General features: G+C 46.3%; 13 protein-coding genes, 1 tRNA gene and 1 rRNA gene. 7 read left to right on the forward strand and 8 right to left on the reverse strand.

Annotation, left to right across the window (positions count from 1 at the left end; genetic code table 11):
* Positions 1 to 289 precede the first annotated feature (289 nt).
* Positions 290 to 2,137 (reverse strand): ABC transporter ATP-binding protein, encoded by a 1,848-nt coding sequence (locus ACW6QF_RS06335; RefSeq protein ID WP_456087186.1) that lies wholly within the window; start codon positions 2,135 to 2,137, stop codon positions 290 to 292.
* Positions 2,138 to 2,371: 234 nt separating this feature from the next.
* Here ACW6QF_RS06335 and ACW6QF_RS06340 point away from each other — a divergent pair, with 234 nt between their 5' ends.
* From ACW6QF_RS06340 to ACW6QF_RS06370, 7 genes are all read left to right on the forward strand, one after another.
* On the forward strand, positions 2,372 to 2,842 hold the full coding sequence (locus ACW6QF_RS06340; protein WP_456087187.1) for a radical SAM-associated putative lipoprotein: 471 nt from the start codon (positions 2,372 to 2,374) through the stop codon (positions 2,840 to 2,842).
* A 12-nt stretch (positions 2,843 to 2,854) separates the two neighbouring features.
* Positions 2,855 to 3,358, forward strand: a complete 504-nt coding sequence (locus ACW6QF_RS06345) for a radical SAM-associated putative lipoprotein (RefSeq protein WP_456087188.1) — start codon at positions 2,855 to 2,857, stop codon at positions 3,356 to 3,358.
* Entirely contained in the window at positions 3,351 to 4,430 is a 1,080-nt protein-coding gene (locus ACW6QF_RS06350; RefSeq protein WP_456087189.1) for a TIGR04133 family radical SAM/SPASM protein, read from the forward strand. The genes ACW6QF_RS06345 and ACW6QF_RS06350 overlap by 8 nt, the downstream gene beginning before the upstream one ends.
* Positions 4,431 to 4,617: 187 nt before the next feature.
* A complete protein-coding gene (locus ACW6QF_RS06355; protein ID WP_456087190.1) occupies positions 4,618 to 5,763 on the forward strand; it encodes a 6-bladed beta-propeller in 1,146 nt (381 codons plus the stop codon).
* Position 5,764: 1 nt separating this feature from the next.
* Positions 5,765 to 6,106, forward strand: coding sequence for a hypothetical protein (locus ACW6QF_RS06360; protein ID WP_456087191.1), 342 nt, complete (start codon positions 5,765 to 5,767; stop codon positions 6,104 to 6,106).
* A gap of 79 nt (positions 6,107 to 6,185) precedes the next feature.
* A complete protein-coding gene (locus ACW6QF_RS06365; protein ID WP_456087192.1) occupies positions 6,186 to 7,961 on the forward strand; it encodes a glycoside hydrolase domain-containing protein in 1,776 nt (591 codons plus the stop codon).
* Between the two features lie 87 nt (positions 7,962 to 8,048).
* Positions 8,049 to 8,123, forward strand: a tRNA-Val gene (locus tag ACW6QF_RS06370).
* A 32-nt stretch (positions 8,124 to 8,155) separates the two neighbouring features.
* Here ACW6QF_RS06370 and der read toward each other — a convergent pair.
* The 7 genes from der to rrf form a co-directional block, all read right to left on the reverse strand.
* Positions 8,156 to 9,469, reverse strand: coding sequence for a ribosome biogenesis GTPase Der (der, locus tag ACW6QF_RS06375; RefSeq protein WP_456087193.1), 1,314 nt, complete (start codon positions 9,467 to 9,469; stop codon positions 8,156 to 8,158).
* A gap of 28 nt (positions 9,470 to 9,497) precedes the next feature.
* Positions 9,498 to 10,388, reverse strand: coding sequence for a GTPase Era (gene era, locus ACW6QF_RS06380; protein WP_298549697.1), 891 nt, complete (start codon positions 10,386 to 10,388; stop codon positions 9,498 to 9,500).
* On the reverse strand, positions 10,372 to 11,376 hold the full coding sequence (locus tag ACW6QF_RS06385; RefSeq protein WP_186931594.1) for a beta-ketoacyl-ACP synthase III: 1,005 nt from the start codon (positions 11,374 to 11,376) through the stop codon (positions 10,372 to 10,374). Before ACW6QF_RS06385 ends, era begins: the two co-directional genes overlap by 17 nt.
* A 105-nt stretch (positions 11,377 to 11,481) precedes the next feature.
* A complete protein-coding gene (gene rpmF, locus ACW6QF_RS06390) occupies positions 11,482 to 11,667 on the reverse strand; it encodes a 50S ribosomal protein L32 (protein WP_005634607.1) in 186 nt (61 codons plus the stop codon).
* A gap of 12 nt (positions 11,668 to 11,679) precedes the next feature.
* Positions 11,680 to 12,267: a YceD family protein gene (locus tag ACW6QF_RS06395; RefSeq protein ID WP_298549694.1), complete on the reverse strand. Its 588-nt coding sequence runs from the start codon at positions 12,265 to 12,267 to the stop codon at positions 11,680 to 11,682.
* An 88-nt stretch (positions 12,268 to 12,355) separates the two neighbouring features.
* Positions 12,356 to 13,510, reverse strand: a complete 1,155-nt coding sequence (locus ACW6QF_RS06400) for a sensor histidine kinase (RefSeq protein WP_298549693.1) — start codon at positions 13,508 to 13,510, stop codon at positions 12,356 to 12,358.
* Positions 13,511 to 13,667: 157 nt separating this feature from the next.
* Positions 13,668 to 13,777 (reverse strand): 5S ribosomal RNA (rrf, locus tag ACW6QF_RS06405).

Consider the following 13,777-nt stretch of genomic DNA (forward strand, 5'->3'; position numbering starts at 1 on the left):
GCTTTACGCCTGTCCGCTTAGGCCTTTCATAGAAAGCTACGCTTTCTCTTGGGATGGCCGATACTGCCTGCTACATAGGTATCGGTATCGGCCATCCCCAAAGAGCCGTCAGGCTCTACCTTCGGCCTAAGCTGGCGAACGTTAAGCGAAGAGACCGGAGTGAGCGCCCGGAGCGTCTGCTGTCTGAGCGAAGCGAGTTTCAGACGCGACAGCGAATGAAGGGAACGAAGTAGCGAGACAGGTTCGGCCTTGATCTTTTGGTTACTTTTGGATCAAGCCAAAAGTAACATCAAAAACTTTGCATATCGCAAAGCCTCTTATAGTACCCATCCAGCCCAATCAGCTCCTCATGCCGTCCTCGCTCGACAATCTCCCCTTCATGCATCACGCAGATCTCGTCCGCATTACGAATCGTCGAGAGCCGGTGTGCGATCACGATCGTCGTACGGTTACGCATCAGGTTCTCCAAAGCCTCCTGCACCAAGCGTTCCGACTCGGTGTCGAGTGCCGAAGTCGCCTCGTCGAGAATCAGGATCGGCGGGTTCTTCAGGATGGCGCGTGCAATGCTGATACGCTGGCGCTGTCCGCCCGACAACTTGCCGCCGCGGTCGCCGATATTGGTATCGTATCCCTCCTCGCTCGCCATGATAAAATCATGCGCATTGGCGATGCGGGCCGCCTCCTGGACCTGTTCGAGCGTAGCTCCTTCCACTCCGAAAGAGATATTATTAAAGAACGTATCGTTAAAAAGAATCGCCTCCTGGTTGACATTCCCCATCAGGCTGCGCAGATCATACAAGGTCGCGTCACGCACATCCGTACCGTCGATCGTTATGCACCCCTTGTCCACATCATAGAAACGAGGCAGCAAATCCACCAGTGTGCTCTTCCCCGACCCCGACTGACCGACCAGCGCGACCGTGCGTCCTTTCGGAATCGTCAGGTCGATGCCTTTCAGCACCCATTCGTGCTGGTATTTGAACCAGACATCCCGGTAACAAATACCTTCCGTCAGGGCAATCGGTTTCGGGTTCTCAGGATCGTTGATGTCGCTTTCCGCCTTCAGGATCTTATCCACGCGATCCATAGAGGCAAGCCCTTTCTGAATGGCATAGGAGGCTTTGCTCAGATCCTTCGCCGGATTGATTATACTGTAAAAAATCACCAGGTAGTAAATGAAAGTAGAAGCGTCGATCGGACTGTTACTGCTCAGGATCAGCGTACCGCCATACCACAGCACGATCGCGATCGTGGCCGTCCCCAAGAACTCGCTCATCGGATGCGCCATCTGCTGGCGGCGGTAAATGCGTTTCGTCAGCCGCCGAAACGTTTCGTTGCTCTTCTCAAAACGGTCCTGTATCTTCTCTTCCGCATTGAAAGCCTTGATAACGCGCAGGCCGCCCAGCGTCTCCTCTATCTGGCTCATCAGATAGCCCCATTGTTGCTGCCCTTCAAACGATTTCCGTTTCAACTTCTTACCGACCGCCCCCATCACATATCCGGCAAAAGGTAACAGGATGAAGACAAAAAGCGTCAGCTGCCAGCTGATGGCGATCATCCCGATCAGGTAGATCAGGATCAGGATCGGGTTCTTGAAAAGCATGTCGAGCGAACTCATGATCGAAGTCTCGATCTCGTTCACATCCCCCGAAACGCGGGCGATTATATCTCCCTTCCGCTCTTCCGAGAAAAAGCCCAAAGGAAGCTCCGTTATCTTGCGGTTGATCTGGTTGCGGATGTCGCGGACGACACCCGTACGGATCGGGATCATCGTATAAAAAGCCATATACATCGTCCCGACCTTCAGGAAAGTGGACACGATCAGGAAAACCCCCAATATGATCAGCGTGAAGGAACCGCCTTTCGTCTCGATCATGTCGGACACGAACCAGAAGAAGTTGTTTTTCAGCAATTCCGGCGTCGCTTTCCAGGCTTCGAACGAGAAAGGTGCGAACGTCCAGTCCGTATAGGCATAGGTTTCGCTGCTGATTTTAAACAAGATATTCAGAATCGGGATAATTAAGGCAAAAGAGAACAGGTTCAAAATGGCAGACAGGACATTAAATATCACATTCCACACCATAAATTTCTTATAGGGAGGCACAAAGCGCCTCAGTATACGCAGAAAATCCTTCATGTTTGATCGATCGATTGAATTTGGGGCGCAAGTTACTCAATATCCGGCTGATTCCGGGCATCCTCGCTGTACTTTATTTCGTCCGTCCTTATTCTTTAGCCTGTCAGCCCTATTCTTTTAGGACTTCCGTTTACTTCCATCAGAAAAGAGAATATATCCGAAAGAAAATGATAAAAGATGCAACTATAAAAGTTATATTTGCATCAATATAGTATAAACAAATGCTATAAGAGTATGAAAAAGATCTCTACCTTCCTCCTGAAAAGTGTCAATGGGCTATTAACCGGCATACTTGCGCTGCTGGGGTTCTCCTCATGCGACCAGGTATCGACTGATATGTATGGCACACCTCATTCAAAGTTCACGATCAAGGGAAAAGTAACAAACGAAAGCAACATTCCTATCCCGCAAATCCAAATTCGTTCACCTTACGGAGAGGATATCCCTCATGCAGACACGCTATATACCGATAGCAAAGGAGAGTTCAAGTACTCATTCAACGGTTTCTTCAGAAGCAACAACATTCCGCTCCTACTCACGGATATCGATGGAAAGAAGAATGAGGGCAGCTATGCTCCGGACAGCGTATCGGTATCTTTCAAAGATGCGGATGTGACAGGAGGAGACGGCGGATGGTATCTAGGAGAAGCGACAAAGGAAATCACCATCGTTCTTAAAGAAAAGAAAGAAGAAAGAAACAAATAAACGATTAATCTCATGAAAAATCCGAATCACAAACGATTAAGGGCGGCCAATCGGTTACTGGCCGGGTTATTGGCGCTATTGGGATTCTCCGGTTGTAATGACGACGACGGGAGTGGCCTGGTCGCAATGTACGGAAGCCCGCACGCCACTTTTATTCTGGACGGTAAAGTCCAGAACGTTTCAAAAAGCGGCATTCCTGACATAAAGCTCGAACTGCAATTCAAGGTGTTGAACACGGAAGGCGGCAAAACGACTTTCATCCCCGGTGCAGATCCGATCTTAACCAATAAAGACGGAAACTTCCGTACATCACTCACGACAATCCCTACCGATGTTATCCGTATCATTGCGACAGACATAGACGGAGAGACAAACGGTTCCTATGCAAAAGATTCCATCGATATAAAAATATCAAAAGAAGACTATTTGAATAAAGAGGATAGCGAATGGAATTACGGATCCGTTTCTAAAGACAATCTGATAATCGAATTAAAAGAAGAGATAAAGAATGAATAAACGCCCAGGATTACGAAAACGCCTTGCATTAGAACTTTTCAGAAGCATCCGGAAAAACCGGGCCAAGATACATGAACTGCGTACGCTCTTTTGGGAGTGTACGCTTCGTTGTAATGCTTCCTGCCTGCATTGCGGTAGCGACTGCCACGTCTCGTCCGCCCATCCGGACATGCCGGTCGAGGATTTCCTGAAAGTGATAGACGAGATCACGCCGCATGTGGACCCGCATCAGGTGATGATCACCTTTACAGGTGGAGAAACATTGGTCCGTAAAGACATCGAAGTGTGCGGACGAGAACTGAACAGACGTGAATATCCCTGGGGAATCGTCTCCAACGGATTGCTGCTCACCCGCGAACGGTTAGACTCGCTGTTGGCAGCCGGAATGCACTCCATCACCATCAGCCTCGACGGGTTCGAAGAGGCGCACAACTGGCTCAGGGGAAACCGCCGGAGCTTCGAAGGGGCGGTGAATGCCATTGCGATGCTGGCGGAAGAGAAGGAGATCGTCTGGGACGTCGTGACCTGCGTCAACCAGAAAAACTTCAAAGACCTGATGCTGTTCAAAGATTTCCTGATCGAGCTGGGAGTCAAAAACTGGCGTATCTTCACCATTTTCCCGGTCGGCCGGGCAGCAGAGACACCGGAGTTGCAGATCGACAACGCACAATTCACTTGGGTCCTCAACTTCATCCGCCATTGCCGCGCAGAGGGAAAGATACATGCGAGTTTTGCCTGCGAAGGTTTCCTCGGTAATTACGAGGGAGAAGTGCGCGACCAGATTTTCCACTGCAATGCGGGTGTCAGCACGGCATCGGTACTGATCGACGGATCGATATCCGGCTGTCCGAGCATCCGTGCCAACTTCCACCAGGGAAATATCTACAAAGACAGCTTCGTCGATGTATGGAACAACGGCTTCAAAGAATACCGCAACCGCGAATGGGCACGAAAAGGCCAGTGTGCAGACTGCGACATGTTCCGCTATTGCGAAGGGAGCGGTATGCATCTCCACGACGATAACGGCGACCTGATAACCTGCCATTATCAGAGGATTAACACAGTTAAATAATAATTTCTGTATAAAACGACAATATCGTTTATTTATCCGTACTTTTGTAACATGTGCATAACATTTCAAATTAATATAAACATGAAAAAAATTTGTATTACAGTTATTGCGATAGTCTAAAAAGAAATGTGTCAAAAACAAATGACATATCCCTTTTATTCTTCTATTACTTAATTACTATAATATCATGAAAAGATTTTGTAATGTACTCTTACTTCTATTAACGCTAAGCGTCTTATCATGTAATCAGGAAAAAGAGTTCAAAGAAAAACCAGCCAAGACATATTCCATCAATGTAAACAAGGTTTCCGACACTAACTTCTTCGCCCTTATCGACACCGCACATTTCGTTGTTTTGGAGACAAACGACAGTAGTGTTATCGGTGAAATTGCCCAATTAAGCATAAGTGACAAGTTTATTCTAACAGACCGGAAAACCAATAGTATCCTACAATTCGATAAAAAAGGACAGCACCTTTCCACCCATGAAGTAGTAGGAAACGGACCTGGCGAATATATACGAGTCGATGGAATACATATCGATCAGCCAACCGATAACCTCTATATCTTGGATGCCACTCAAAATAAGATTTTAAACTACACACACGATTTCAAATTTATCAACGAAATACACACACCTGTTCCTTTCGGTCCGACAGCTTTCGGAATGCTTAAAGACGGCACATTCGTGTTTGAAGAAAGCATAGGTACTGTCAAAAGCGACCTAAGATATCGCTTATTCATCCAAAATGCAGATGGGGAAACACGCAAATTCTTGCCTTTCGAGAAAACGGCAAGTGTACATTTTTCACCAAGACAAACGCTTTATTACGTGAATGACACCTTGTTGTTTGTCCCGACATACAGCAATACCATCTACAATGTGTTCAATGACAGGGTTGTTCCCCGTATGCAGTTCGATTTCGGTAGTCAATGGATAGACGAAGCGTTCGTCTACGACTCAAACATAAACCAAAATCCGATGCTATTCATACAAAAACTGGCAGAACAAGATTTCATCTATTTCCTCAATGTATCGGAAAACGAAACTTTTATTTATACAGATTATTATTATAAAGGAGAAGCGTATGCCTCCATTATCAACAAAAAGAAGGAAAGCAACACGCTTGTCAAGTTCGATGCGCCGGATGGGCAAATGAAACCGCTGGCATCACACGGGGACTACTACGTGTTCCCCATTTCACGGACGGAATTTTCAAAAATCGCCGATAACAACAGATACACGTTCAAGGGCAAATCCTCGATGGTTGACATCGACCACCGCCTAAACGAGGAAAGCAACCCGATACTCATGTTCATAAAATTCAAATAAAATGAAAACATTACTTTTATTATTCGCTTTTTTACTTTTCCAGAATCCTGCCGACAGTAATTGCAAAAGCTTTTACGAAAAGAATCTACCGGATGAGATCTATGGCAAAGTCATCGAAAAGAAGGAAGATGACAGATACTATCGGATTAAAATAAAAGATTCCGTACAGAACAAAGAGATCGAAGTCTCATTGCTCAAAAACAAAACAGGCAAGGAGATATATGATTTCCTCCAAAAAGAGAGTATTGTAAAGAAAAGAAAGGGCAACCTGTCGTTGTCAGCCCTGACTCCCATAAAAGAAGGAGGATTCGATGGCCGTTCTTTTCCGGACCTGTGCAAGTAAAGAAATTGTCAATTGTCCATTGTCAATTGTCAATTCTCTCTTATCTTTACCCACGTAAACTAAAAACATCAATCATTTCATGAAGAACGCTCTTATCCTTTCGGCCTTGCTGACATTGGGGCCGGTCTGTTTCGCTCAACAGACAGAAAAGTATCCATTAGGCAATTATGAGGAACTGACGGATACCAAGCCGCATGACGGCATGGAAATCTGGGACAAAATGACAACACCTACTCAAATCAGCTGGGGAACAACGGATATCCGCTACAAGAAACTGAACGTCCCTGACATTAAAAAGACAACCCGCTGGCAAGGGAAAGCTTGGAAAGGGGAACGCATCAATGCACAAGCCGTGCTGTGGACAAAAGAAGCGTTGGACGATGCGACGATCACCGTCAGCGAACTGAAAAGCGGCTCTTCCGTAATTCCGGCTTCTGCCGTCACGACAAACTTCGTCCGCTATGTCATGACCGACGAATTGAACAAGGATCGTAAAGGCGGATGCGGACACCGCGAAAACAAGGCGGAATGGGATTCATCCGTCGTTGCCGATGTATTGGATATCGTAAAGATTCAGGATATCAAAGCCTGTACGACGCAACCCATCTGGTTGAACGTATGGGTTCCATCCGATGCCCGTGCCGGAAAATACAAAGGGACGCTGACCGTTTCGGGAAAGAATTTCCAAGCCATGGACCTTCAGTTCGAAATAGACGTACTTAACCGTACGCTGCCGGCCCCACAGGATTGGGCTTTCCATTTGGATCTGTGGCAAAATCCGTATTCTGTAGCCCGCTACTACCAGGTTCCGCTCTGGAGTAAGGAACATTTCGATGCAATGCTCCCGATCATGAAGATGCTGGCGAATGCCGGACAACGTGCCATCACGACCAGCATCATGCACAAACCTTGGGCAGGCCAGACGGAAGATCATTTCGACAGCATGGTAACCCGCACCAAGAAGATCGACGGGACATGGGTTTATAGCTATAGTGTATTCGACAAATGGGTGGAATTCATGATGAACGAAGTAGGGATCAAAGACTTGATCAGCTGCTACACCATGATCCCTTGGGCTTTGACTTTCGACTATTACGATGAAGCGACCAACCGGGTACAGTTTATCAACGTCAAACCGGGTGATGCCGAATATACCGAATACTGGGGTTCGTTCCTGAAAGACTTCTCCCGCCACCTGCGTGAAAAAGGCTGGTTTGAAAAGACTGCCATCTCGATGGACGAACGTCCGATGGAAGCCATGCGCGAAGCGATCAAAGTCATCAAGCAGGCCGATCCGGAATTCAAAATCACGCTGGCCGGCAATTATCATCCGGAAATCCAGTCCGACCTCTACTATCTGGCAATCCCTTACGGCCACAAGTTCCCGGCTGACGTAAAAGCCGAACGTGAACGCAAAGGGCAGATCAGCACGGTCTACACTTGCTGTGCCGAAGCTTTCCCGAATACCTTCACCTTCTCCGATCCGGCCGAAGCTCCTTGGACAGCGCTGCATGCCATCGCCGGAGGTTATGACGGTTACCTACGCTGGGCCGTAAACAGCTGGACTGCCGATCCGCTACGCGACTCACGCTTCCGCACCTGGGCAGCCGGCGACACCTACAGTATCTATCCGGGTCCCCGCAGCTCGATCCGCTTCGAACGCTTGGTCGAAGGTATCCAGGATTGCGAAAAGATCCGCATCCTCCGCGAAGAACTGACAGCCAAAGGTGCTAAAGGCAAACTGGACAAACTGAACAAAGCGGTTGCCAAATTCACTCCGGAAGGCCTGTCCGAAACTCAACAGTCGGCAGCCGAAATGGTGAATGAACTGAATAAATTGCTGAACTCGCTATAAACATCAGCTGTTTAAAAATAAAAAAACATAAAAAAATCCCCGGAAAGTGCATGACTTCCGGGGATTCCTTTTATCTTTACAGCATTGGAACCGTTAGCTCAGTTGGTTTAGAGCGCTGCCTTGACAGGGCAGAGGTCGCCGGTTCGAATCCGGCACGGTTCACAAAAAAAGCGCCAAACGGCGCTTTTTCTTTTTTACTTCTCCCGAATAAATATATTGATCGGAGTTCCTGTGAAGTTCCAGTTTTCCCGGATCTTGTTTTCCAGGAAGCGTTTATAAGGTTCTTTGATCCATTGCGGCAAGTTACAGAAGAACACAAACGAAGGAACCTGACCGGCAGGAAGCTGCGTGATATATTTAATCTTGATATATTTTCCTTTCCATGCGGGAGGCGGATAGTTCTCGATGATCGGCAGCATGATTTCGTTCAGCTTGGCTGTCGGAACACGGCGCTGGCGGTTTTCATATACCTCTTTGGCGGTTTCCAGCACTTTCAGGATACGCTGTTTTGTCAATGCCGAAATAAACAGGATAGGAAAGTCGGTAAACGGTGCCAGACGTTCACGGATCGCATTCGTAAAGGTATCGATCACCTTTTGGCTTTTATCTTCCACCAAATCCCATTTGTTCACACAAACGACCAAACCTTTCTTATTCTTTTGGACCAAAGAGAAGATGTTCAGGTCCTGACTTTCGATGCCTCGGGTGGCATCCAGCATCAACACGCAAACATCCGAATTTTCGATGGCGCGGATCGAACGGATCACGGAATAGTATTCCAGATCCTCATTCACCTTCCCCTTCTTACGGATACCGGCCGTATCCACCAAATAGAAATTCAGGCCGAACTTGTTATATTTCGTGTAAATGGAATCGCGGGTCGTACCTGCAATATCCGTTACAATATGACGGTCTTCACCGATAAAAGCATTGATCAAAGAAGATTTACCTGCATTCGGACGACCGATAATGGCGATACGGGGCAGCTCTTCTTCGAGCACCTCCGGCTTATCCTCCGGAAGCGTAGCAACAATCTTATCCAACAAATCGCCGGAACAAGAACCGTTGATGGCAGAGACACAGAACGGGTCACCCAATCCCAATGAATAAAATTCGGCAGAGGAGGGATGCAGTTCGAAGTTATCCGCTTTGTTAGCCACAACAATCACGGGTTTCTTGGCACGGCGCAGGATAGCGGCGACTTCGTTATCCAAATCCGTAACTCCATTCAACACATCAACGACAAACAAGATCACGTCTGCTTCTTCAAGAGCGACTTTCACCTGTTTATTTATCTCTTCTTCAAAAACATCATCCGAATTAATCACCCATCCGCCGGTGTCAATCAGCGAAAATTCTTTACCTGTCCACTCAACCTTGCCATACTGACGGTCGCGGGTAGTGCCTGCTTCCTCGTTGACAATCGCCTGGCGCGTCTGTGTCAAACGGTTGAAGAGGGTGGACTTTCCTACGTTGGGTCTACCAACTATTGCAACAATATTTCCCATAAACAACTTTTTCTGTCTGTGCTGTTAATTAATCCAGCTGATAACCGAAGTTCTTCAGCATGTTGTCCCGGTTACGCCAGTCTTTTTCTACTTTGACAAACATTTCCAGGAAAACCTTCTTATCAAAGAAGCGTTCGATATCCTTACGGGCCATAGCACCTACCTTTTTCAATGCCTGGCCACGATGCCCAATGATGATTCCTTTTTGGGAATCACGTTCAACAATGATGAGCGCCTTGATGTGAATCAGCTCAGCTTCTTCTTTAAACAGCTCAACAACGACTTCTACCGCATACGGGATCTCTTTCTGATAGTACAGGAGAATCTTCTCACGAATGATCTCCGTCACAAAGAAACGGGCCGGCTTATCGGTAAGCGCATCTTTCTCGAAATAGGGAGGAGATTCAGGCATCAGATCTTCCACCCTGCGTTTCACGTAATCTATATTAAAATTCGAAAGGGCGGAGATCGGGATGATCTCGGCTTTCGGAAGAAGTTCTTTCCATTCGGCTACCAGCTTTTCCAACTCAGGTTGGGTGGTCGTGTCGATCTTGTTGATCAGCAACAGCACCGGACATTCCACATTCCGAACCTTCTGGAGAAATTCTTCATTCTTGTCGATCTTTTCGACGACATCGGTTACATAAAGCAGTACATCGGCATCACCAAGTGCCGACTGCGAGAAATTAAGCATAGACTCCTGCAACTTATAATTCGGATGCAGGACTCCCGGCGTGTCAGAATACACAATCTGCATATCAGCGGTATTCACGATTCCCATAATACGGTGTCGTGTCGTCTGCGCTTTCGAAGTGATGATCGAGATACGCTCTCCCACCAGACGGTTCATCAACGTAGACTTTCCGACATTCGGATTACCGACAATATTAACAAAGCCGGACTTATGCTTGTTTTCCATTATACCCCCATTTAAGATAAATTGCACCCCAAGTGAAACCGGCTCCAAAAGCGGCAAGAATCAGGTTATCGCCTTTCTTCAGCTTGTCTTCCCATTCCCAGAGACAGATAGGAATTGTCCCGGCACTGGTATTTCCGTATTTCTGGATATTGATCATCACCTTTTCCATATCCACTCCCAGACGTTTAGCCGTAGCATCGATGATACGCAGGTTTGCCTGATGAGGCACGATCCATGAGATATCGTCGTGTGTCAGCCCGTTCCGTTCAGCGATCTCGGCAGCGACATCGGCCATATACGAAACGGCATACTTAAAGACATATTTGCCATCCTGAAAAACGAAATGTTCGCGATTATCCACCGTTTCGTGTGAAGGAGGATAGGCTGAACCGCCGGACTTCATAATCAGATGTGAATAGCCTACACCATCGGTACGCAGGATGGTATCCATCACACCCACTTCTTCCGTCGTTGGTTCGAGCAACACGGCCCCGCAAGCATCACCGAACAAAGGACAGGTGGAACGATCCTGATAATCCGTTATAGCGGTCATTTTATCACCGGCCACGACAATCACTTTCTTATAACGTCCCGAGCGGATATAGTTGGAACCTGTTTCCAATGCATACAAAAAACCGGCGCAAGCTCCCTGCAAATCGAAAGTCATTGCATTCTTGCAACCGGTATGGTAGGCTATGATGGAGGAAGTGGTCGGGAAATGATGGTCAGGCGTAGTCGTAGCCGTGAGGATCACTTCTATCTCTTCCGGGTTCACATTTGTCTTTTCGAGTAACTGCTTCACAGCCCGTATACCCATATATGAGGTACCCATGCCCTCACCTTTCAAAATTCGGCGTTCTTTGATGCCAACACGCGTCATGATCCATTCATCCGTCGTATCCACCAACTTCGAAATTTCTTCGTTCGTCAATACATCTTCGGGAACGTATCCGCCTACGCCTGTTATTACCGCATTTATCTTATCCATATCTTTAAAAATAAAAAGGACTATATATCCCAATTAAAAAAAAGCCCTAAAAAAATTTTTAGGGCTATTTCTTGGTTTATCAAAACTTAATCAGTTCGGATAAACTTAGACAGCTGCTTCTTTTTCGATAGCTAATTTACCTCTGTAATAGCCGCATTCGCCGCATACAGTGTGATAAATGTGCCATGCGCCGCAGTTCGGGCAAATAGCCATTGTGGGAGCGACAGCCTTGTCGTGAGTTCTTCTCTTGGCTGTTCTTGTCTTACCTTGTCTTCTTTTAGGATGTGCCATGTTTTAATTTATTTAATTGTTATCATTCTCAAGTAAACCTTTCAGACCATCCCATCTCGGATCTGTTGCCACAGGTACGTCGTCGTCAATCGTGATATCATCTTCCACGCTATCGTCTTCGTACTCTTCATCTCCGTCGTCAGTGCTTCTGGCAGTATGCTTCTTCAGCTTGGACGACATCGCTTTATTACATTTTCCCGGAGCATGTACATGCTTCATTGGAATAGCCAATGCAATAAATTCATACAAGAACCACGCAAGGTTAATAGCACCTTCGTCTTCCGGTATAACCACTACTTCGTCACTTTCTTCGGCATATTCTTTACCGAACTTTACCACCAGGCGATTATGCGTGTCGATTGGAATTTCCATATCGTCCAGACATCTGTCACACGGAACCATAACAACACCTTCAATCTGAAAGTTCATTTCAAACATCATGGAAGACCGTTTTACCGTAAGGTGAACCTTCACTTTTCCCTTCTGGACTTGGTCTCCGTCGATGTCCACAAAAAACTTATTCTCCAATAAATACTCGAATTCGTGTACTCCTGGAGTGAGATTTTTCAAATCTACATTATATAATTTAAACTTTCCCAAAGCCTTTTAGTGTAAAAACCTTGCAAAGGTACGAAAAAACTAAACACAAATGCAACACCTTTGCAGTTATTTTTTATCATCTAAGATTTTAGCCCTTATATTTCCGAAGCTCAATCCGAAAAGTCGTGCCTTTGCCGGCTTCCGAGTTCTTAACAAATATCCTTCCTCCATGATAAGATTCGATAATACGCTTTACCAGAGACAATCCCAGCCCCCAACCACGCTTCTTGGTCGTATAGCCGGGGTTGAATACCGTTTTGAACTTAGACTTGGCGATTCCCTTTCCTGTATCGGTCACATCGATACGAACGACCTTGTCACGTTCTTCCACCTGAAACGTGATTTCCCCCTGCCCCTCCATCGCATCTACTGCATTTTTAGTCAGATTCTCAATAACCCAAGCAAAAAGGGAATCGTTCATCAACACCGGGACCGGTCCATCGGTAAGATGCGTATAAATCTTGACCTTCGAAGAAATACGCGTGCTCATATAGCTCAAAGCCGAACGGATAGAATTGTTGATATCCACCGGAACCGGGTCCGGATTGGAACCGATCTTAGAAAAACGCTCCGCAATCGTTTCCAAACGCTTCACATCTTTTTCCATCTCGCTCAAGAGGGAAGAATCTATCTCTTTTGTCCGCAAGTACTCCACCCAAGCTATCAGAGACGAAATAGGCGTTCCTAACTGATGAGCCGTCTCTTTGGACAGTCCGACCCATACTTTATTCTGTTCGGCCTTCTTGGTGCTTGCAAGCGCCAGAAAAGCGATCACGATGAAGACAAATACAACCGTAAGCTGCGCATAAGGATAAATCAACAATCGTTTTAGAATGACAGAGTCGTCATAATAGACATATTGGAAGGTTCCATCCTCCATATCGATCACAATCGTATTCTTACTTTTCAGCTCCTTTACTTTAGCTTTCTTAAATTCTTCCACATCATTTTCGGGGAAATTTATATTCTTTACGAACATAATACTGTCTTTGTCATTGCAAAGTACAACCGGTATAGTCGTATTTCCTTCCAGGATTTTCAAAACAAGAGACAAATCCACAGCCGTATTCTTGCTTGCCGTTAACCGGGTGGCTTCCGCCCACACCTCCATCTTCTGGCGTTCCTCCCGGGCCAGGTCCTTGATCAACATATCTGAGACCACAAGCGAAGCAATCGCGATCAGGATAGCCGTAAAAATAAATACAAACTTCAGCCGTTGGCGGGAATCATATATACTTTTCATATCGAAATATTCAGTCAATATATATTGAACGATGAAGGAAGAGGAATATTATATAGGATAAAAAATAAGATCTGTACTTTCTCTGATATCTTCAAATAAAAAAAGCCGACTCAAAACTGAATCGGCTTTCTTGTCTAGCTTTCGCTCTCTCTTTCTAAAACAGCGGCTATCTACTCTCCCACTTTTACGCAGTACCATCGACGCGGTTGGGCTTAACTTCTCTGTTCGGAATGGGAAGAGGTGGATCCCCAACGCTATAACCACCTT

It is taken from the genome of Parabacteroides sp. (genome assembly GCF_977054455.1).

What these genes read in the sequence shown, in the direction of transcription:
- ACW6QF_RS06355 (WP_456087190.1), top strand. Translation starts at nt 4,618, where the DNA reads ATGAAAAGATTTTGTAATGTACTCTTACTTCTATTAACGCTAAGCGTC.
- ACW6QF_RS06385 (WP_186931594.1), bottom strand. Translation starts at nt 11,376, where the DNA reads ATGGATAAGATAAATGCGGTAATAACAGGCGTAGGCGGATACGTTCCC.
- rpmF (WP_005634607.1), bottom strand. Translation starts at nt 11,667, where the DNA reads ATGGCACATCCTAAAAGAAGACAAGGTAAGACAAGAACAGCCAAGAGA.
- ACW6QF_RS06335 (WP_456087186.1), bottom strand. Translation starts at nt 2,137, where the DNA reads ATGAAGGATTTTCTGCGTATACTGAGGCGCTTTGTGCCTCCCTATAAG.
- ACW6QF_RS06400 (WP_298549693.1), bottom strand. Translation starts at nt 13,510, where the DNA reads ATGAAAAGTATATATGATTCCCGCCAACGGCTGAAGTTTGTATTTATT.
- der (WP_456087193.1), bottom strand. Translation starts at nt 9,469, where the DNA reads ATGGGAAATATTGTTGCAATAGTTGGTAGACCCAACGTAGGAAAGTCC.
- ACW6QF_RS06360 (WP_456087191.1), top strand. Translation starts at nt 5,765, where the DNA reads ATGAAAACATTACTTTTATTATTCGCTTTTTTACTTTTCCAGAATCCT.
- ACW6QF_RS06340 (WP_456087187.1), top strand. Translation starts at nt 2,372, where the DNA reads ATGAAAAAGATCTCTACCTTCCTCCTGAAAAGTGTCAATGGGCTATTA.
- era (WP_298549697.1), bottom strand. Translation starts at nt 10,388, where the DNA reads ATGGAAAACAAGCATAAGTCCGGCTTTGTTAATATTGTCGGTAATCCG.
- ACW6QF_RS06365 (WP_456087192.1), top strand. Translation starts at nt 6,186, where the DNA reads ATGAAGAACGCTCTTATCCTTTCGGCCTTGCTGACATTGGGGCCGGTC.
- ACW6QF_RS06345 (WP_456087188.1), top strand. Translation starts at nt 2,855, where the DNA reads ATGAAAAATCCGAATCACAAACGATTAAGGGCGGCCAATCGGTTACTG.
- ACW6QF_RS06350 (WP_456087189.1), top strand. Translation starts at nt 3,351, where the DNA reads ATGAATAAACGCCCAGGATTACGAAAACGCCTTGCATTAGAACTTTTC.